Origin of the sequence: Phytohabitans sp. LJ34, assembly GCF_052068095.1 — a bacterium.
Taxonomy (GTDB): Bacteria; Actinomycetota; Actinomycetes; order Mycobacteriales; family Micromonosporaceae; genus Phytohabitans.
Genome location: NZ_JBQHDG010000009.1, coordinates 166,101 through 186,309 on the forward strand (window position 1 = coordinate 166,101; position 20,209 = coordinate 186,309).

A 20,209-nucleotide genomic window follows, 5' to 3' on the forward strand; every position below is an offset into this window, starting at 1 on the left:
CCACCGCTGACGCGGACCTGGGAAAAATCCTGCCTCGGATTTGACCGTGCGTTGTGGCTGGGCCCGCGAACCCTGACTCCGAAAAGGTCTCTAGAGCGAGCCGAAGAACGCCGCGATGTCTCCAGCCAGCAGCTCCGGGACCTCGGCGGCCGCGAAGTGGCCGCCGAGGGGCATGGGGGTCCAGCGCTGGATGGCGAAGAGGCGTTCCATCCACTCGCGGGGCATGTCGCCCTCGTCGGCCATGTGGTGGCCGAACCACGCGAAGCCCGTCGGCACCGCCACGAAGTCGTCGGGGCCGAGTGGCTCGCGAAACCAGCGGTTGTCGTAGTAGTCGCGCATCGAGGACGTGATCGTCCCGGTGACCCAGTACAGCGTGACCGTGTTCAGCAGCAGGTCGCGGGAGATGTCGGCGCGCGGGTCGGACCAGGTGCGCCACTTCTCCAGGATCCAGGCGGCTAGTCCGGCGGGGGAGTCGGCCAGGCCGTACCCGAGGGTCTGTGGCTTGGTCGACTGGATCTCGCTGTAGCCGCGCTCGGTGAGCGCCCACCGGGCGTACCCCTCGCGGTAGGCGCGTTCGGCGTCGGAGAGCGGGCGGGAGCCGGGGCCGGTGTACGGCGGGATCTCGGGCGTGCTGAAGTGCAGGCCGATGAGCGGCTCCGGGTCGACGAGCCCCATGTACGTGGCGACGCCCGCGCCGAAGTCGCTCCCGCCGGCGGCGTAGCGCTCGTATCCCAGCTCGCGCATCAGCCGGTGCCACAGGCTCGCCACATAGGGGTACGTGACGCCGGTGCGCGCCGGGCGCGGCGAGAAGCCGTAGCCGGGCAGCGAGGGGAGCACCAGGTCGAACGCCGGCCCGTCGATGCCGTGCGCCGCCGGGTCGGTGAGCAGCGGCACCAGCGGGAGCAGCTCGGCGAAGGTGCTGGGCCAGCCGTTCGTGAGGATGAGCGGGATGCCGTCACCGCCGGCGGCGCGGGCGTGGACGAAGTGGACTTGTGCGTCGTCGAGGGTGGTGCGGAAGTGGGCGAAGCGGTTGAGCTCGCGTTCCTGGGCCCGCCAGTCGTAGCCGTCCGTCCAGTAGGCGAGCAGGTCACGCAGGTACTGGTCGTCGGTGCCCTGCGACCACGGCTCACCCGGTGCGGGCTCGGGCCACCGGGTGCGGCGGAGGCGGTCGCGCAGGTCGGTGATGACAGCCTCGTCGATGTCGATCTCGAACTTCTCCACCGGCATACAGTAGGCCGATGACCGTCGCGGGGGTGTTGCTCGCCGCGGGAGCCGGCCGGCGGTACGGGATGCCCAAGGCCCTCGCCCGCCACGGTGGGCGCCTGTTCGTGGAGCGGGCCGCGGAGACGCTGCGCGAGGGCGGGTGCGATCCGGTGGTGGTGGTGCTTGGCGCGGCGGCCGACCGGGTGCGCGCCGAGGCGATGCTCGGTAACGCCATCGTGGTCGACAACCCGGAGTGGCCGAGCGGCATGGGTTCCTCGCTCGGTGCCGGCTTGCGAGCGACTCTTCCGCTGGGCGTGGACTCGGCGCTCGTACTCCTCGTGGATCTTCCTGGGGTGACGCCCGCGGCGGTGCGGCGGGTCGCGGCGCTGGCCTCGCCCGATGCGCTGGTGATGGCGGGTTATGGGCCCCGCAGGGGGCATCCGGTGCTGCTGGGGCGGGAGCATTGGGCGGGGGTGGCGGCGGCCGCGACCGGCGACGTGGGTGCGCGCCCCTACCTGGCCGCGCACGGCGCGGCCGTGCGGGTGGTGCCGTGCGACGACGTGGCGGACGATCGTGACGTCGACACGCCGGAGGAGCACACTGGTTCCCATGCGTGACGTCCTCGACGACCTGCTGCCCTGGTGGCGGGAAGGCCAGCCGGTGGGGATGGCGACCGTGGTCGCCACGTGGAAGAGTGCGCCCCGGCCGCCGGGTGCGACGATGCTTGTCGGGCCGGACGGCACCGCGGTCGGCAGCGTCTCCGGCGGTTGCGTCGAGGGCGCGGTCTACGAGCTGTGCCAAGAGGTCGTCGCCGGCGGGCCGCCGCGCCTCCAGCGATACGGGGTGAGCGACGACGACGCCTTCTCCGTCGGCCTGACGTGCGGCGGCACGATCGAGCTCTTCGTGGAGCGGGTCGACCGGGAGAGCTTCCCGTGGCTGGCGGGGGTGGCCGAGTCGATCGACAAGGGTGTGCCGGTCGCGGTGCTCACCTGCGTCGAGGGGCCGCCCGAGCGGCTGGGCCGCCACCTGGTGATCGGCCCAGGCGAGCGGGAGGGCACGCTCGGCTCACCGCGGCTCGACGACGCGGCCACCGACGACGGGCGCGGGCTGCTCGCCGCCGGCCGCACCGGGATGCTCCACTATGGACCCGACGGCCAGCGCCGCGGCAGCGGGCTGAGCGTGCTCGTGCGGGCGTACGCGCCGCGGCCCCGCATGATCGTGTTCGGCGCGATCGACTTCGCGGCGGCGGTGGCGCGGATCGGCGCCTTCCTCGGCTACCGGGTGACGGTGTGCGACGCGCGGCCGGTGTTCGCGACGGCCAAGCGTTTCCCGGAGGCCGACGACGTGGTCGTCGACTGGCCGCACCGCTACCTGGCCGGCGAGGCCGAGGGCGGGCGGATCGACGAGCGCACGGTGGTGTGCGTGCTGACCCACGATCCCAAGTTCGACGTGCCGGTGCTCCAGGCCGCGCTCGACATGCCGCTGGCGTACGTGGGCGCGATGGGCTCCCGCCGCACCCACGACGACCGCCTGGACCGGCTGCGTGAGGCGGGTGTCGGCGCCGACGCGCTGGCCCGGCTCGCCTCGCCGATCGGGCTCGACCTCGGGGCGCGTACTCCCGAGGAGACCGCGGTCAGCATCGCCGCCGAGATCATCGCGAGCCGGTGGGGTGGTCGCGGCGTGCGCCTTTCGGAGACGACCGGGCGGATCCACGGGTAGGTCGCATGGTGGTCTTCATGGGAGTGGACGATCCGCCCCCGGTCGGACTCCGCCACCTGCCCCGGCTCGCCCGCCACGCGCTCTCCATCGCCTGGACCGCCGGCCGCGGTGACCTCATCCTCTCCACCGCGCTCCAGGTCTTGGGCGGCCTCGGCCTCGCCGGGCTGCTACTGATCGGGCGGTCAGCACTCGAGGAAGTGCTGCGCGTGGTCACGAGCGCTGGGTCCATTTCGGACATCCTGCCGTGGGTCATCGCGATCTCCTTGGTCGCGGCCGGCCAGTCCCTCGCCGCCGCCCTCCAGCGCGAGCGGCAGCAGATCCTCGGCGAGATGGTCGGCCGGTACGTCGAGGGGCGCGTCCTTGACGTCACCGGCGCGGCCGACCTGGCGATGTTCGATGAGCCCGAGTTTCACAACCGGGTGCAGCGCATCCAGAGCAGCGGCCACCAGGCACTCAACATGATCTTCGGCCTCTCCGGCCTCTTCCGCGCGCTGGTCGGCGTGGTCGCCGCGCTCGTCGCGATCGTGGCGGTCGCGCCCGCGCTGCTCCCGCTGCTCGCGCTCGTGGTGCTGCCGGCGTGGTTCGCGGCGTCGCGGCGCGGCGAGGCGTTCCACAAGTTCTTCTGGAAGATGACCCCGCGCGACCGCGAGCGCCACTACCTCGCCGGCCTGCTGCAAAGCCGAAACTCGGCCAAGGAGGTCCGCGCTTTCGGCCTGGCCGCGCACCTGCGCCGCCGCCACGACCAGCTGTACACGGAGCGGATCACCGAACTCAAGAAGGTGGCCCGCCGCCAGCTCCTCGTGACGCTCGGCGCCAACCTGATGATCGGCGCGCTGCTCGCCGCCACGTTGTTCACCGTCGCCTGGCTCTCACTGCGCGGCACCGTGCCGCTCGCCTCCGCCGGCATCGCGGTGGCCGGTGTGGCGCTGGTCGGCGGTCGCCTGGCCGAGGCCGGGTGGTCGGCGGGCGCGCTGACCGAGTCGGGGCGGTACCTGGACGACTATCTGGCCTTCACCGCGCTGCTCCCGCGGGTGCGGCAGGCGCTGCCCACGGGCACGGCCCCGACCGGCTTCGCCCGCCTGACCGCCGAGGACGTGACGTTCAGCTATCCGACCTCGACCGAGCCCGCGCTGCGCGGGGTGTCGCTGGAGGTGGCGGCCGGCGAGGTGGTCGCGCTCGTCGGCGAAAACGGCTCCGGCAAGACCACCCTCGCGAAGCTGCTGGCCGGCCTCTACCGCCCGGACGGCGGCACCATCCGCTGGGACGGTACCGACATGTCCACTGTGGACCCGGATGGCTGGCGCGAACACGTGGCCGTCATCTTCCAGGACTTCGAACGCTTTCACCTCACCGCCGCCGACAACATCGGCCTCGGGCGGGTCGCCCTCGCGCACGACCTGGAGGCCATCCAGGCCGCCGCCGGCCAGGCCGGCGCCGACCGCTTCGTCGAGGAGCTGCCCAAGGGGTACGCCACGCAGCTCGGCCCCGAGTTCATCGGCGGCACCGACCTCTCGGTGGGGCAGTGGCAGCGGATAGCGCTGGCCCGCGCGTTCTTCCGCGGCGCGCCGTTCATCATCCTCGAGAGCCGACCGCCTCACTCGACGCGCGCGCCGAGCAGGAGCTCTTCGAACGCATCCGCACCCTGCTGGCCGGCCGCACCGTACTGCTGATCTCGCACCGCTTCTCCAGCGTCCGCTCGGCCGACCGCATCTACGTGCTCGACGCCGGCACGGTGGTCGAGGCCGGCGACCACGAGACCCTGATGGCACTGGGCGGCCTGTACGCGGAGCTGTTCACCCTACAAGCGGCGGCATACGTCGAGGACTGATCACTACCGCAACAGTTACGGAATTTGAGCCGTTTGAGCAGCTAGGCCCCATGGTGGTGGCCGTTCGGGTGGCGCCGCAGTTACCGGTATGTTTCCGGAAAGTGTTGACGCGTTTTTGGTTCCGGTGTGATACTCGCTATCCACTGGCGTCGATGGCGTCAGTCCACGGGCCCTCCTCGATGGGAGAGTGGCGTGGCGACTTCGGCGGTCGCCACGCCACGCCTGGCCGCCCCTGTCGTGACGGTTCCTCGCCCTGTCGGATCGGTGAGGACCTCGGAAGCGTGATGCCGGCCGCGGACGAATACGATTCTCCTCCGAGCGACGGAGGGGACTCGATGCCGGCGAAGCGGTGGGATACGCGCGAGGTCGTCGCGGAGCGGCGAGAGTTCTTCGGCACCGACTTCGTGTCCAGCCGGGAAGACTCCGAGCGGGAGGCGCGACGCATCATCGACGCGCGGATCGGCCACATGGATGCGCAGGAAATCCTACAGCTGGGGCGGGTGTTCAACCGGCACGGCAAGGCCGGGCGCATCCGTTACGACCGTTTCTCCCCTGGCTTCGCCGGCGCCGTGATGGCGAAACTCGCCCAGAACACCGTCCGGTTCAATGAGGTCGTCTCGGACCTGTGGCGGCGGTCCTTCGAGGACGCGGTGCACCTGCTCGGCCAGATGTACGCCGATCGCACGATTCTGCCTGGCGCCGGCTCCTCGCTCCCCAGCTACCTCCTGTATCTGCGCGATCCCGAGCGCTTCGGCGTGTGCATGAACGCCACAATGACCGGTCTCGGCGTCGAGGTCGACGTGCGGTTCCGGGCCGACAACCAGGACAGCTACGAGCGCTTCTGTGCGGTCTTGATCGAGTGGCGGCGCGAGTACGGCGTGGCGCCGCAGGAGGCGGACGCGATCCTGACGGAAATCATGCGCCGGAGTCGGCCTCGGTTTCACCTGCTGGAGGACCAGCTGACTCGTGTGGACGAGCGTCCCACCTCTGAGGACGTAGCCTCGGCGTGCCACTTGCCGGTGGAGCAGGTCGACGCATGGGTGGAGGCGCTGGAGAAAGGCATGCGACAGGCGGTCTTCTACGGCCCGCCCGGCACTGGCAAGACGCACATCGCCCGGCACCTCGCGCATCATCTGGCGACATCACCGGAGCACGTGGAGATCACCCAGTTCCATCCCGCGTACTCGTACGAGGACTTCGTTGAGGGCTTGCGCCCCGAGCGCAGCGACGGCGGCACCCTCCACTACGCGGTCCGCAAAGGCGTCTTCTCCAAGCTGTGCGATCGGGCCCGCGACGTGCCGAAAGAGACTTTCGTCTTGGTCATCGACGAGATGAACCGGGCTGACCTGGCCGCGGTCTTCGGCGAGCTGCTGCTCTTGCTGGAGTACCGGGACACGGTCTCGGCCACGCTGCCTTACTCCCAGACGCCGTTCTCAGTGCCGCGCAATGTGATCCTGCTCGGCACCATGAACACGGCCGACCGCAGCCTCGCCCTGCTCGACTTCGCGCTTCGACGGCGTTTCCATGCCTTCCCCCTCCTACCCAGCGACGATGTCCTCGGTAGATGGGCGGAAAGCAGCAACGCGGGTGACGCCGACCTGGTGCTCGATGTATTTCGGCTCATTCGCGACCGCATCGGTCACGACTCGCCGGTCAGCCCGGGCCATTCGTACTGGATGGTGGAGGGCATCGATGCACGTGCCGCTCAGCGCGTCTGGGAGTACCAGCTTCGCCCATACCTGGCCGAGTACTGGTTCGAGCGCCCCACCGAACTGGAGCAGCTCGACGCGGACGTTCGGGCCTTGATCGCCGAACGCGCCTAGCGTGATCCGCCTGACCGAATACCAACCGACGACCGTCGACCTCAGTCGGGACGAGGCCGACGAGCTCACCGCGCTCACCAAGGGCGGGCGCGGGGCCGCCGGTCAGCCCCGAGTCATCGAGCGACTCACGATCAACGGGGACGACTACGACGTGACGCCGGGCCCGTACGCCGGTCGCTTCAGCCTGCGCTCCGGTCGGGTTGTGGAGATCATCAGCCGCTTCGCATTCGACGACCTCACCCGGCTACTAGGCCTCGGCGATCGAGCCACGCTGCTGCGCGAGGCAGCCACGGCCGCCACCGGCGGCAATGGCCTGATGGACCTGATCGCGATGGCGTTCACCCGCGAGGTAGAACGGATCGTGGGGCAGGGCCTGGAAAAGGGCTACCGGACACAGACGTTCACCCGTCCCCCATTTGGCGGCGTGCCGGCTGTCACCGCGCATCTGAATACCCACGCGGGGCGCCCCGACCGGCTGGTCACCACCGCGCGCCGCCTCACCACGGACGTGCCGATCAACCGGCTCGTCGCCGCCGCACACCGTCAGATAGCCGCACTGTCCTACCAGGACCGTGGCCTCGCTACCCGGCTGCGCGCCTTGGGTGCCTCGCTGCACCAGATCTCGCCGCTCACCGGACCCGCGACGCCCATTCCGGCCGTCGCATCCCGGTATCGCGAGGCGCATGACCTCGCGCTACTCATCCTGGAGGGACGCACGAGTCTGCCCACGGCCAGCGGTGTCGCGGGCGTTGGCGTGCTGTTCAACATGACGCGTATCTGGGAGCGGTACGTGGAAGCTTGGCTCGCCACGCGGTACGCGATGGGCGAGGTAATCCGGTCTCAGCACCGCATCCAGCTCACCGACAGCCACCCCACATGGGAAGGCCGCGCCGACTTCGTGGTCAAGGCAGGCGGCCGGCCGACTGCCGTCTACGACGCGAAGTACCGCGAGTGGCATGCCCGCCCGGCAACCAGCGAGCTGTACCAACTCCTGGCGTACACAAGTCGGCTCGGCGTCCGGTATGCCGCGCTCCTGCACCCCGCGACCAGCACCGCCAAGGCCACGTTTAGGGTCGGCGACACCACCATCGAGACGATCGCGATCGACATCACGGGCGGCGGTTGAGAGCGCCACCGCTGGCCAGAAAAGCCGACACCTCGCCATAGCGACGTCGACGCGTCGTCAAGAATTCGTACGTGGGCTCAGAATCGAGGGCTTCCTCGTGCCTTTGGTGAGATGTCTGCACGATGGGTTTCTAATCTCAATGCAACGCCTGTAGGAACCTCAAGGGGCGGTCGGTGATTGTGCCGCGGTGAATGCGGTCCGGATCGCGGCCTAAGTCGATGACGCGGCTCAGCGTGGGCAGGCTCGCCCTTCGGGGCAGGCGCCACGGCGTCGGCCGGTGTCCCACCGCGGTCTGAGGGCTCTCGGTCGGTCGATGCGTTACTGCTTGGCGCCAGGCTTTGCTCCTGCTCAGGCGGCGTGGACGCCGAGACCGTAGGTGGACGAGTCTGGTCTGCTCGAGAGGCACAGGAACTCTTGCGCAGCCGCTCGCCATGGCGCTGTATCAAGCCCCAGGCGCGATGGCGCTCGTGCTCGCGACGAAACTCGTCGTGCTTTGGAGAATAGTTACGCGACGCGGTCCGGTCGCGCATTTGAGCCAGCTCAGCCGAAGTGAATAACTGTAGCTGTCGCATCCATAAATTATCCCGCATCTGGCGCGCAATTACTGCCCCGATCGGTGGTCGATCATGTCGAATTTGCGTGAGTGACCATGCCGCCGGTGGGTTTGTCTCGCGGGGCTGGCGGCCCGCGGGAGCATACGGTCCGCAGGTGACGCGGACCGGGGTAAATAAATATGCCTAGCGGGACAGGCGCAACGCCAGGAAGAAGTCGACGCGGTCTTCGAAGCGGGTCAGGTCGCGGCCGGTCAGTGCCTCCACCCGGCTGATGCGGTAGCGGAGTGTGTTGACGTGTACGTGGAGGCGTTCGGCGCAGCGGCTCCACGAGCCGCCGCACTCGAGAAACTCGGCCAGGGTGCGGACCAGGTCGGCGTCGTGGGCCTGGTCGTATGCGGCCAGTGGGCCCAGCAGGCGTTCGCGGAAGGCGTCGCGGGCGTCGGTCGGGACGCGGGCGAGTAGCAGTTGGTGTGACGCGAGCTCCGTGGAGCAGACCACCGCTGTGCGGCCGTGTGCGGAGCGGTGGGCGTGTCTGGCCTCGGCGACCGCGCCAGGCAGTGTGGCCACGCCCACCGCGGGGGCGCTCACGCCGACGGCCAGCCGGCCGGTGCCCAGGCCGGGGCCGAGTGCGTCGAACGCTCCGCGCAGCGTGGCCGGCACGTCGAGATCCGGTGCCGCGGTCGCGATGCCCAGCACGGTGCCGTCTGGCAGCTGGGTCACCGCCGGGTGTGGGGAGACCGTGCGCAGTGCCTCTTCCAGCACCGCGACGGTCAGGTCAGGCGGTGTGCGCAAGCCGGTCAGGCCGGCCACCACCGCCACGAACGTGGACTCCGGGTCGAGCCCGCAGGACAGCACGCCGGCTCGCAGGTCGGCCGGGGCGGCGCCGGCCGCGAGCTGGCGGCCCAGGCCGTCGGCCAGGCGGCGCTCCACGCGCACGACCTCGTCCAGCTGGGCGCGCTCCAGCGCGACGAGGCTGACCAGCTCTTCGGCGCCCTCCGGCAGGCCCGACGGCGCCTCCGCGTCCGCCGCGAACGCCACGAACCAGCTGGCCAGCCGGTGCTCCGGCCGGCCGGGCACGCCCACCAGCGCGTATCGCCCGTCGCCCGCCGGCGCGGGCAGTCTCGTGGCCGCCAGGAACGCGCGGGCGAGCACGCCGCCGGGCGGTGCGGCGTCGGTGCCGGCGATGGGGCGGCCGGTCGGCGAGTACACCCAGCAGGCCAGGCCGAGGTCGGCGGCCACGGGTGGGAGCAGGTCGGCCAGCCGGGCCCCCGCGGCCATCGCGGCCACGAGGCCTCTTTGCCTTCCGAGTACGGTGGCGAGCCCGCTCGCCCGCTGCGCCCAGAGCGACGGGTTGACCGCGTCGACGATCTCGCGGAACGACACCTCGACCGGCACCTCGAACAGCGGCACGCGGTGGCGGGCGCACGCCTCGACGAGGTCGGGCGGCACGCTGCCGAAGACCGCGTCGCCCGCGCCGATGGCGGTGACCTTGGCGGCGGCGCACGCGGCCACGAACGACTCGGAGTCGTCCGGCCCGCGCCGCCACACCATGCCGGTCAGCACGATCTCCCCGCCGGCGAGGTAGCGGCTGGGGTCGGGCAGGTCGGTGACGTACACGCGGGTGACCGGGTGGTCGCGCCCCTCCGCGCCCGTGAGCAGGGCAAGCTTTAGCCGAGGCTGGTCGAGCACCTCGCGCAGCAGCATCGCTCACGTCTCCCGGAGACCAGTTGTAGGAACCTACGAAAACCCTACGGCCCGCATGTTGCGGTTTCGGTGTCAAAGCCGGTTCATGGCCGGTTGTCTGACTGGTCTACTGGCCGAATGAGCGAGAGGCGGGAGGCTACGGGCCTTGCGCACGACGGCGGACGAGCGCCGAGCGACGGAGCGGGGTAGGCACAGTGCCAAACCTCGCTGAGTTCAACGCGCTCCCGGCCGCCGAGGCGGAGCGGGAGCTCCTCGCGTGCTGCGCCGCGCCCGCCTGGGCCCGCGCGGTGGCCGGCGGTCGCCCGTACCCGGACCGGATGGCGCTGCGGACCGCGGGTGACGCCGCCGCACGGGCCCTGACCTGGGCGGACGTCGCGGTGGCTCTCTCCGCGCATCCGCGGATCGGTGAGCGGGCGGCGGGCGCGGGGCGGGAGGCGGCCTGGTCGCGGCGGGAGCAGGCGGGCGCGGACGACCCGTCGGTCGCGGCCGCGCTGGTGGCGGCCAACCGGGCGTACGAGGAGCGCTTCGGGCACGTGTTTCTGATCTTCGCGACCGGCAGGAGCGCGCCCGAGATGCTGGCGGCGGCCCGCGCGCGGCTGGCCCACGACGAGGCCACCGAGCGGCCGGTCGTCCAGGAGGAGCTTCGCAAGATCACACTGCTGCGGCTGGAGAGGTTGGTGCCATGAGCCTGTCCACGCACGTGCTCGACAACGCGACGGGGCAGCCCGCGCGGGGGGTGCCGGTGCGGCTGGAACGGCGGGACGGTGACGGCTGGACGACCGTCGCCGCCGGCCGCACCGACACTGACGGGCGGGTGCGCGACTGGCCCGTGGAGATCGGCGTGCACCGGCTCGTCTTCGACACGGCCGCCAACAGCGACTTCTTTCCCGAGGTGGCGGTGGTCTTCCAGGTGGCGGACGCCGACCGTCACTACCACGTGCCGCTGCTGTTGAGCCCCTACGGCTACACGACCTATCGGGGGAGTTGAGGTTATGGGGATCGTGCTGGGGCCCAACCGGTACGGCAAGGCGGAGACCCGTGTCGTGCGGGTGGTGCGCGACGGCGAGCGGCACGAGCTGCGCGACCTCAACGTGAGCGTCGCGCTCGCCGGCGACCTCGACGGCACCCACCTCACCGGCGACAACGCGGGCGTGCTCCCCACCGACACGCAGAAGAACACCGTGTACGCCTTCGCCAAGGAGCACGGCATCGACCAGCCGGAAGACTTCGGGCTGCGGCTGGCCCGCCACTTCGTCGCGACGCAGCCGACCATCCACAGTGCTCGCATCCACATCGAACAGTACGGGTGGCGGCGCCTCGGCCCGCACTCCTTCCAGCGGGACGGCGCCGAGACGCGCACCGCGACCGTCACCGTGGACGGTGCCGGTGAGTGGGTGGTCGCCGGCCTCGCCGACCTGGTGCTGCTCAACTCGACCGACTCGGAGTTCTGGGGGTACGTGAAGGACGGGTACACGACGCTGCCGGAGACCAAGGATCGCGTGCTCGCGACGGCCGTGTCGGCTCGGTGGCGCCTCGCCTCGCCGGAGGCCGACTGGGCCGCGTCGTACGAGGGCGTGCGGGCGGCACTCGTGACGGCGTTCGTCGACACGTACAGCTTCTCGCTCCAGCAGACGCTTTACGCGATGGGGCGGCGCGTGCTGGAGGAGCGACCGGAGGTGGTCGAGGTGCGGCTGGCGCTGCCCAACAAGCACCACCTGCTGGTCGACCTGGCGCCGTTCGGGCTCGACAACCCCAACGAGGTGTTCGTGGCCGCCGACCGTCCATACGGGCTTATCGAAGGCACAGTCCTGAGATCCGACGCGCCCTCGTACGACGGGGCGTTCTGATGGACTTCCTGCGACCGTCCACATGGGAGGAAGCGCTGGCCGCCAAGGCCGCGCACCCCGACGCGGTGCCGATCGCGGGCGGCACCGACGTGATGGTGGAGCTCAACTTCGACAAGCGCCGCCCGCCGGCGCTGCTCGACCTGACCCGGGTGTCCGCCCTCACCGAGTGGGGTGGCGACGGCGAGCTGCTGCGGGTGGGCGCCGGCGTGCCGTACCGGCGGATCATCGAGGAGCTCGGCGACCGGTTGCCCGGCCTGGCGATGGCGTCCCGGACGGTCGGCTCGCCGCAGATCCGCAACAGGGGCACGGTCGGCGGCAACCTCGGCTCGGCCTCGCCCGCCGGCGACGCCCATCCGCCGCTGCTGGCGGCCGGTGCCGAGGTGGAGCTCGCGTCGGTACGCGGGGTGCGTCGCCTGCCGGTCCAGGAGTTCTTCACCGGGCCGAAGCGGAGCGTGCTGGCGCCCGACGAGCTGATCGCCGCGTTCTGGGTGCGTCCAGGGTTCACCGAGCAGTTCGCCAAGATCGGGACCCGCAACGCGATGGTGATCGCGGTGTGCTCGTTCGCCCTGGCCCTGGACCCTTCGCGTAGGACCGTCGGCACCGGGATCGGGTCGGCCGCGCCCACCCCGCTGCGTGCCACGGCGGCCGAGGCGTTCCTGGCCGCGTCGCTCGACTGGGAGTCGCGCGGCGCCGTGCCGCCGCACGTGGCCGCGGAGTTCGGGCGCCTTGTCGCGGAGGCGGCCGCGCCGATCGACGACGTGCGCGGCACGGCAGCGTACCGCCGGCACGCGCTGTCGGTGCTCGCCCGCCGCACGCTGAGCTGGGCCTGGGGAGGATCGCGATGAGAGTCAACTGCACGGTCAACGGCGAAAAGCGCCAGGCCGACGACGTCTGGCCGGGGGAGAGCCTGCTCTACGTGCTCCGCGAGCGGCTCGGGCTGCCCGGCTCCAAAAACGCCTGCGAGCAAGGAGAGTGCGGCTCGTGCACCGTCTACCTCGACGGCACGCCGGTCTGCTCGTGCCTCGTCGCCGCCGGCCAGGCGGAGGGGCGTGACGTGGTGACCGTGGAAGGGCTGGAGTACGGGCGCGTGCAGGAGGCGTTCGTGGCCGCCGGCGCGGTCCAGTGTGGATTCTGCACACCGGGGCTGGTGGTCGCCGTGCACGACCTGCTGGCGCGCGACGAAAAGCCCAGCGACCCGGACATACGCGAGGCGCTGGCGGGCAACCTGTGCAGATGTACGGGATACGAGAAGATCCTCGACGCGGTGCGGCTGGCGGCCCGATGATCGTCATCGAGGGGTGCGCCGTCGCCACCGTCGACGCGGACCAGACGGAGTTCGCCAGCGGGCACGTCGCGATCGACGGAGACCGGATCGTGGCGGTGGGCGCGGGTCGCTACCCGGGCGACGGCGAGCGGGTCGACGGCACCGGCTGCCTTGCCACGCCGGGGCTCGTCAACACCCACCACCACCTGTACCAGTGGGCCACCCGAGGCCTCGCCCAGCAGGAAAACCTGTTCGGCTGGCTGACCGAGCTGTACCCCGTCTGGACCCGCCTCGACGACGAGGTGGTCGCCGCGACGACGGCCGCGGGGCTCGGGTGGCTGGCGCTGTCCGGCTGCACGACGAGCACCGACCACCACTACGTGTACCCGGCCGGCGTCGGCGACCTCATGGCCGCGCAGGTGTCGGCGGCGGGCGAGATCGGGCTGCGCTTCCACCCGTGCCGCGGCTCGATGGACCTCGGCGCCTCGGCGGGCGGGCTGCCGCCGGACGAGATCGTGGAAGACACCGACGCCGCCCTCGCCGCCACCGAGGAGGCGATCGACCGCTACCACGACCCGTCGCCGGGCGCGATGGTGCGGATCGCGGTGGCGCCCTGCTCGCCATTCTCGGTCACCGGCAAGCTGATGAGCGAGTCAGCCGTGCTGGCCCGCCGCCGCGGGGTGCGGTTGCACACCCACCTCGCCGAGACGGCCGAGGAGGAGGAGTACTGCCTGGAGAAGTTCGGCTGCACGCCGGTGGAGTACGCCGAGCGGCTCGGCTGGCTCGGCGACGACGTGTGGCTGGCGCACGCGGTGCACCTCTCCCCGGACGCGATCTCCCGCTTCGGTGCCACCGGCACGGGAGTGGCCCACTGCCCCAGCTCCAACGCGCGGCTCGGCGCGGGCGTCGCGCCCGTACCCGACCTGCTGGCCGCCGGCGCCCCGGTCGGGCTCGGCGTGGACGGCGCGGCGTCGCAGGAGGGCGGCCAGCTTGGCGCCGAGCTGCGCATGGCGCTCTACGCGGCCCGGGTGCGCGGCGGCCACGACGCGCTCACCGCCCGCCAGGCCCTGTCGCTCGGCACGATCGGCGGCGCGCGGTGCCTCGGGCGGGACGCCGAGCTCGGCTCGCTGGAGCCCGGCAAGCTCGCCGACGTGGCGCTGTGGCGCCTCGACGACCTCGGCCACGCCGGCATCGACGACCCGGTGGCGGCGCTGGTGTTCGGCCCACTGGCCACAGTGGAGCTGCTGATGGTCGGTGGCCGGCCGGTCGTCGAGCGGGGCGAGCTGCGCACCGCCGACGAGCGGGAGCTGACCCGCCGGTCGGTCCGCGCGCACGAGAGGCTCCTGAGATGACCACTGTGGACGTTCCCGTGCGTGCGGGCGTCGGCGCCAGCCCGCGCCGCCCGGACGGCACGCTGAAGGTGAGGGGGGAGTTCGCCTTCTCCTCCGACCTGTGGCACGAAGACATGTTGTGGGGCGCGACACTGCGCAGCCCGTACCCCCGCGCGGAGATCCGCGGCATCGACCTGACCGCGGCGCTCGCGCTGCCGGGGGTCTACGCCGTGCTCACGCACGAGGACGTGCCCGGCGCCAAGCGCTACGGCCTGGAGATCGTCGACCAGCCCGTGCTCGCGATGGGCGAGGTGCGCTACCAGGGCGAGCCGGTCGCGATCGTGGCCGCCGACCACCCGGAGACCGCGCGCCGGGCGGCCGGCCACATCGCCGTCGACTACCTGGAGCTGCCGCCGGTCACCGACCCGGAGAAGGGCGAGCTGCTGCGCAGCGTGCCGGTGCGCACCGGCGATCCACATGCGACAGCCGACGTGGTGGTCACCGGCGAGTACGAGGTCGGCATGCAGGACCAGGCCTTCCTCGGCCCGGAGTCGGGGCTCGCCGTGCCGGCCGAGGACGGTGGCGTCGACCTCTACATCGCGACGCAGTGGCTGCACGTCGACCGCAAGCAGGTGGCCGCCTGCCTCGGGCTGCCCGAGGAGAAGGTGCGGCTCAGCCTCGCCGGCGTGGGCGGCGCGTTCGGCGCCCGCGAAGACCTATCGATGCAGGTGCACGCCAGCATGCTCGCGCTGCACACCGGGCGCCCGGTCAAGATGGTGTACGGGCGCGAGGAGTCGTTCTACGGCCACGTGCACCGGCACCCGGCCAAGCTGCGGTACGAGCACGGCGCCACCCGCGGCGGCGACCTCGTGTACGTGCGGGCGCGCATCGTGCTCGACGGCGGCGCGTACGCCTCCAGCTCCACCGCCGTCGCGGCCAACGCGGCGACGCTGGGCGTCGGGCCGTACGAGGTGCCCAATGTGGACATGGACGCGAGCGTCTACTACACCAACAACCCGCCGTGCGGTGCGATGCGCGGCTTCGGGGCGGTGCAGGCCTGCTTCGCGTACGAGTCGCAGATGGACAAGCTCGCCGCCGCGCTCGGCCTGAGCCCGGTCGAGCTGCGCATCCGCAACGCGATGACCGCCGGCTCCCGCATGCCCACCGGCCAGGTGGTGGAGGGCCCGGCGCCGGTCGCCTCGCTGCTCGCCCGGGTACGCGGCAGACCGGCCCCACCACCGTCCACTTCGGACCTGCGTGGCCTGCCCGGCGGAGTGGGAAACACCACCCACGGTGAGGGCGTGGTGCGCGGCGTCGGGTACGCGATCGGCATCAAGAACGTCGGCTTTTCCGAGGGCTTCGACGACTACTCCACCGCCCGCGTCCGCCTGGAGTTGATCGGCGGCGAGCCGGCCGTGCTGGTACACACCGCGGCCGCCGAGGTGGGGCAGGGTCTGGTGACGGTGCAGGCGCAGATCGCCCGCACGGAGCTGGGCGTCGACCGGGTCACGGTCGCGACCGCCGACACCAGCGTGGGCAGCGCCGGCTCGTCGTCCGCGTCCCGCCAGACCTACGTCACCGGCGGCGCGGTGCGCGCGGCCTGCCAGGCGGTCCGGGCCGCCCTGCTGTCCCGCGTGGGCGGCGCCGGCATCGTGGGCGGCAAGGTGGTCGACCCGGCCGGTGCCGTGCTGGCCGAGCTCGCCGAGGCGATCGGCGACGAGCCGATCGAGGAGACGGTGGAGTGGCGGCACCGCCCGACCTACCCGCTCGACCCGGAGACCGGCCAGGGCCACGCCCACGTGCAGTACGCGTTCGCCGCGCACCGGGCCACCGTCGACGTGGACGTCGAGCTGGGCCTGGTCAAGGTCGTGGAGATCGCCACCGCGCAGGACGTCGGCAAGGCCGTCAACCCGCTCGCCGTCGAGGGCCAGATCCACGGTGGCACGGCGCAGGGGCTCGGGCTGGCGCTGATGGAGGAGATCCAGGTCGTCGACGGGCTGGTGCGCAACCCGTCCTTCACCGACTACCTGATCCCCACGATCCTCGACATGCCCCCGATGGCGGTCGACGTGCTGGAGCTGGCCGACCCCCACTCGCCCTACGGCCTGCGCGGCGTCGGCGAGCCCCCGACGATCTCCTCGACGCCCGCGATCGTCGCCGCGGTCCGGGCCGCGACGGGCAAGGCGCTGGCCCGAGTCCCCATCCGCCCGGAACACATCACCACCTGACCTCACGCGGTTGGCGAGCTTTCGGGTTTAGGGCCGTCGTCCGTCGTGGCATTGCTTCGAGGCAGATTTCCCACGCTCCTGTCAGCGCTAGACCGTATGCTCCCGCGGGCACCGTTCCCGGCCGGCGGCTCGCGGGGCGAGCCGAAATCCCCGGCCGTCCACTGCCGGGTCCGCGCGACAAGCCCCGGCCTCCGCCGATGGACAAATGGTCAACCGCGCGCGGGAGCTTGCTAGGTCACGGGGAAGGGTGGCTGCCACCACCACGGGGTGTCCCGGAGCTCGATGCGGTCGACCCACTTGACCCACCAGAAGCCGCGCCGGCCGGGGGCTACCAGGCGGAGTGGGTAGCCGTGGCCGCGGGACAGGGGTGTGCCGCCGACGTGGGTGGCCAGCAGCAGGGTGTCGACGTCGGCGACCGGTAGGCGGACCCAGTAGCCGGTCACCGAGTGGACCAGCAGGCTGCGGGCGTCGCCGGTCCGGCGGATCAGCGCGGACACCGGCACGCCGGTCCAGTCCTGCTCCGAGTACCAGCCGGAGGTGCAGTCGAGCAGCTCGCGCCGTGTCACCGTATTTCTTGACAAGTCGGGCAACGGCCACGTCCGGGTGCCGTCGGCGTCCACCACCGTCAGGCGCCAGGTCGCCGGGTCTACCGGCGGAGAGGTGTCGTTCAGCCAGATGGTGTTGGGCATCGTCCTGGGCTGGAACGAGCCCACCTCGTACGAGCCGGTGAACCGGCGGCGCCGGCCGGGCAGCAGCAGGGTGGCTCCGTACACGGTCGCGTAGAGGGCGGCCGCGCCGGCGGTCAGCGTGCCCACGCGCATGACCTTGCGGCGGGACAAATCGGTGCGCCTCGGGATGACTCGCCGCGTGACAAGGTGCCACAGCAGCAGGGGCACCAGCGCCAGCGCCGCCGCGACGTGCAGCCACATGCCACGGATGCCGCCGACCGAGCGGACCAGCCCCGTGGTGTACCCGAGTCCGAAGAGGAGGGTGACCACCGCGAGCGCGGCGAGTGTGAGCGACGCCCAGCGACCGATCTTGTGCCGGCGCACGCCGGACCGGATGATCCTGGTTTTCCACGGTATGAGGAGGATGACCAGCATCGCGGCGACGCCGTGGGCGATCACCACCCAGCGTCCGCGGGGCGTGCCGGCGGCCACCGCGCCGGCTCCGGTGGCGAACGCGAGCACCAGAGCGAGCAACAGCGCGAGGTTCGATACCCTGCCCCCGGGATGCCTCATGACCTGCGTTCTAGCTGTAGTCGGACGGTCACCGCAAGGAGGCGTTAGGGGTCTGTAAGAGCCTCGCTGATGTAGGCCCGGTTTCGGACCGCAGCGCCCGGTTAGCGCCCCCTTATGCGTCCCTTAAGACACGCAGTTCTTCGAAAGTCGGTTCAACCAAGCTCGCCCCTCGGTACGTACACGTGGGACGGAGACGTCTGCGTGAGGCGAGGTGAGCACCCGATGCAGTGAGCGCGATCGGACCGGGTGAAGGGCAAGTCACTAGGTTGCGGAAGGTCGGTAAGTCTTGCTGAAGCGGAAGTACGAAGAGCGCTCCGTGGAACGCGACGAAGACACAGGGACGGTGGAGACGACGAGCAGTACGACCGGCGTAAAGCGGAAGCTTCCGCGGCTCCCGCTGATCGGTGCTGTCGTCTTCCTGGCCCTCGCCATGTGGGCGGCCAGCACCACGTTCGGTGGTGCGCTGGCCTCGGTGTACGTCTACGCGTTCCTCAACTTCTTCGCCGGCGTGGTCTCGCTGGTGGCGCTCTCGCTGACGGTCATGTGCGGCCTGGTCGCCACCGACCGGTTCTTCCTGAAGATCGGCCATCGGGTCTTCTTCCAGGGCGTACACAGGGCGACGGCGATCATCGCGGTGGTCTTCCTCGGGCTGCACATCGCGATGAAGGTGCTGTCCGGGACGGCGAGCGTGATCGACCCGTTCGTGCCGTTCGCCAACCCGTTCGAGCCGATCTACATCGGGCTCGGCACCATCGCGAGCTACCTGATGTTCACGGTCTTCTGGACCGGCATCGTCCGGGCGCGGTTCGCCGGCAGCGGCAAGCCGTGGATGTGGCGCACGCTGCACGCCAGCTCGTACGTCGCCTGGCCGGCCGCGCTGGGCCACGGCCTCAACGCCGGCCGCCCGGCCGCCACCTGGGTGTGGCTGAGCTACAGCGCCTGCGTCATCGGCGTGGTGATCGCGCTGCTGGTCCGGGTGTACGTCAGCCTGGGCCGCCGCACGACCGGCAAGGCCGTGCCCACCGCGATGGGCATCAACGTGGAGACCGCGATCATCCCGCGGGTCGGCGACGGCGGGTTCCGGGAGGGTCTGTCGACCTCGACCCGCGAGCAGCGCGCCATCCGCGACGACGACCTCGAAAACACCGCCACCCGGATGATGACGACCGGCCGCCCCCCGCGCGAGCGGGAGGCCGCCGGGCAAGAGACCCGCGTCGGCTACGCGATGCCGGTGGCCCCGCCCGAGCAGCGGCGTCCCCGTACCGAGGAGCGGACGCCCGACGAGCTGGTCTCGCCGGGCGAGCGGCGCGCGTCCCGGCCCGAGAGGCCGGAGCGGGCCCGGTCCGACGCGCGGCGTTCCCGGCTGGAGCAGATGGACGAGCGGGCCGAGGAGCGGCGCGTCCTGGAGCGTTCACCGGCGCCCCGGGCAGACGTGGGCGAGCGCCTCGACGACATGCGGCGGCAGGAGCGTCGCGCGTCGCGGTCCGGCTCGCGCAACGAGGACAAGCGCAGCGCGACGCAGTGGCGCCGCGGCAAGTCGAAGTCGGAGGCGAAGGAGGCCGACGCCACCGACCGCGAGTGGTACGAGAGCCTGCGCGGCGACGAGCCGGTGTCCGGGTACGGGCCGGTCTCGGGTGGTTACGCGCCCTCGTCGCCGGCGCCCGCCCCGCAGCCCGAGCGTGAGCGGTACGGCCGCGGCGAGCAGGGCGGCGGCCGCCGCCGGGCGGAGCAGCGCGGTGAGCGGTGGACGTCGCCGGCCGACGAGCGCTACGCCGACATCGACCCGGTCTCGGCCCCGGCCAGCCGCTACGACCAGAGCCGCGAACCCGTCTCGGCCCCGGCGCGGCGCTACGACCAGAGCCGCGAGCCGGTCTCGGGCCCCGCGCCGCGCTACGACCAGAGCCGCGAGCCGGTCTCCGGTCCCGCGCCGCGCTACGACCAGAGCCGCGTCGACCCGGTCTCCGCGCCCTCCAGCCGGTACGGCCAGAGCCGTTACGACGAGCCGCGGTACGAGGACGAGCGTCCCCGCCGGGCGGCGCTGCGCCTGGTGACCGACGACGACGCACCCCGCCGGTCGCGCCGCTCGCGCTCGTCGCGCGAGCAGGAGGACGCGCGGCACAGCCGCCGCGACGACGGCCGGCACAGCCTCGGCGAGGAGGACGACGGCCCGATCCAGTACGCGTCCGAGCCTGGCTACGAGCGTCCCGGCCCGTACCCGCCCGCGGTGGACCCGATGCCCTCACGCCGGTCACGGCGTGGCCGCCGGGCAGCGGGCGGTGAAGACATGGACAACGGTGCCTACTGGACTCGACCTCGGGAAGGGTATGGGAGGTGAGTGGAG

At 71.7% G+C, this 20,209-nt stretch carries 16 protein-coding genes; 13 read left to right on the forward strand and 3 right to left on the reverse strand.

Features of this window, described 5'->3' with window-relative positions; all coding sequences use genetic code 11:
• Positions 1–90 precede the first annotated feature (90 nt).
• Positions 91–1,227: an epoxide hydrolase family protein gene (locus ACTMTJ_RS18150; RefSeq protein WP_441217995.1), complete on the reverse strand. Its 1,137-nt coding sequence runs from the start codon at positions 1,225–1,227 to the stop codon at positions 91–93.
• Between the two features lie 11 nt (positions 1,228–1,238).
• Between ACTMTJ_RS18150 and ACTMTJ_RS18155 the strand changes: the two genes are divergently transcribed.
• The 5 genes from ACTMTJ_RS18155 to ACTMTJ_RS18175 all read left to right on the forward strand — a co-directional run bounded on the left by ACTMTJ_RS18155 (position 1,239) and on the right by ACTMTJ_RS18175 (position 7,699).
• Positions 1,239–1,820, forward strand: a complete 582-nt coding sequence (locus ACTMTJ_RS18155; protein ID WP_441217997.1) for a nucleotidyltransferase family protein — start codon at positions 1,239–1,241, stop codon at positions 1,818–1,820.
• Positions 1,813–2,922, forward strand: a complete 1,110-nt coding sequence (locus ACTMTJ_RS18160) for an XdhC family protein (protein ID WP_441217999.1) — start codon at positions 1,813–1,815, stop codon at positions 2,920–2,922. Before ACTMTJ_RS18155 ends, ACTMTJ_RS18160 begins: the two co-directional genes overlap by 8 nt.
• 17 nt (positions 2,923–2,939) lie before the next feature.
• Positions 2,940–4,592, forward strand: coding sequence for an ATP-binding cassette domain-containing protein (locus tag ACTMTJ_RS18165; RefSeq protein WP_441218001.1), 1,653 nt, complete (start codon positions 2,940–2,942; stop codon positions 4,590–4,592).
• 493 nt (positions 4,593–5,085) lie between these two features.
• Entirely contained in the window at positions 5,086–6,573 is a 1,488-nt protein-coding gene (locus tag ACTMTJ_RS18170) for an McrB family protein (protein ID WP_441218002.1), read from the forward strand.
• Between the two features lies 1 nt (position 6,574).
• Positions 6,575–7,699 carry a 5-methylcytosine restriction system specificity protein McrC gene (locus ACTMTJ_RS18175; protein WP_441218004.1) on the forward strand — a complete coding sequence of 375 codons (1,125 nt, stop codon included), beginning with the start codon at positions 6,575–6,577 and terminating at the stop codon, positions 7,697–7,699.
• A gap of 737 nt (positions 7,700–8,436) precedes the next feature.
• Here the strand turns inward: ACTMTJ_RS18175 and ACTMTJ_RS18180 are convergent.
• Entirely contained in the window at positions 8,437–9,957 is a 1,521-nt protein-coding gene (locus tag ACTMTJ_RS18180; protein ID WP_441218006.1) for a PucR family transcriptional regulator, read from the reverse strand.
• A gap of 194 nt (positions 9,958–10,151) precedes the next feature.
• Between ACTMTJ_RS18180 and uraD the strand changes: the two genes are divergently transcribed.
• From uraD to pucD, 7 genes are read left to right on the forward strand one after another with little or no spacing between them, the layout of a single operon-like run.
• Entirely contained in the window at positions 10,152–10,643 is a 492-nt protein-coding gene (uraD, locus tag ACTMTJ_RS18185) for a 2-oxo-4-hydroxy-4-carboxy-5-ureidoimidazoline decarboxylase (RefSeq protein ID WP_441218008.1), read from the forward strand.
• Positions 10,640–10,945, forward strand: a complete 306-nt coding sequence (gene uraH / locus ACTMTJ_RS18190; RefSeq protein ID WP_441218010.1) for a hydroxyisourate hydrolase — start codon at positions 10,640–10,642, stop codon at positions 10,943–10,945. The genes uraD and uraH overlap by 4 nt, the downstream gene beginning before the upstream one ends.
• Positions 10,946–10,949: 4 nt before the next feature.
• Positions 10,950–11,804: a factor-independent urate hydroxylase gene (pucL, locus tag ACTMTJ_RS18195; protein ID WP_441218012.1), complete on the forward strand. Its 855-nt coding sequence runs from the start codon at positions 10,950–10,952 to the stop codon at positions 11,802–11,804.
• Positions 11,804–12,649: an FAD binding domain-containing protein gene (locus ACTMTJ_RS18200; RefSeq protein ID WP_441218014.1), complete on the forward strand. Its 846-nt coding sequence runs from the start codon at positions 11,804–11,806 to the stop codon at positions 12,647–12,649. Before pucL ends, ACTMTJ_RS18200 begins: the two co-directional genes overlap by 1 nt.
• Positions 12,646–13,089 carry a (2Fe-2S)-binding protein gene (locus ACTMTJ_RS18205; RefSeq protein ID WP_441218016.1) on the forward strand — a complete coding sequence of 148 codons (444 nt, stop codon included), beginning with the start codon at positions 12,646–12,648 and terminating at the stop codon, positions 13,087–13,089. The genes ACTMTJ_RS18200 and ACTMTJ_RS18205 overlap by 4 nt, the downstream gene beginning before the upstream one ends.
• Positions 13,086–14,420, forward strand: coding sequence for an 8-oxoguanine deaminase (locus ACTMTJ_RS18210; protein WP_441218018.1), 1,335 nt, complete (start codon positions 13,086–13,088; stop codon positions 14,418–14,420). The genes ACTMTJ_RS18205 and ACTMTJ_RS18210 overlap by 4 nt, the downstream gene beginning before the upstream one ends.
• Positions 14,417–16,627 (forward strand): xanthine dehydrogenase subunit D, encoded by a 2,211-nt coding sequence (gene pucD, locus ACTMTJ_RS18215; protein ID WP_441218020.1) that lies wholly within the window; start codon positions 14,417–14,419, stop codon positions 16,625–16,627. The genes ACTMTJ_RS18210 and pucD overlap by 4 nt, the downstream gene beginning before the upstream one ends.
• 230 nt (positions 16,628–16,857) lie before the next feature.
• Here pucD and ACTMTJ_RS18220 read toward each other — a convergent pair whose 3' ends face one another.
• Positions 16,858–17,868, reverse strand: coding sequence for a molybdopterin-dependent oxidoreductase (locus tag ACTMTJ_RS18220; protein WP_441218022.1), 1,011 nt, complete (start codon positions 17,866–17,868; stop codon positions 16,858–16,860).
• A gap of 316 nt (positions 17,869–18,184) precedes the next feature.
• Between ACTMTJ_RS18220 and ACTMTJ_RS18225 the strand changes: the two genes are divergently transcribed.
• Complete coding sequence (locus tag ACTMTJ_RS18225; RefSeq protein WP_441218023.1) at positions 18,185–20,203, forward strand: hypothetical protein; 2,019 nt, start codon at positions 18,185–18,187, stop codon at positions 20,201–20,203.
• Positions 20,204–20,209: the final 6 nt, after the last annotated feature.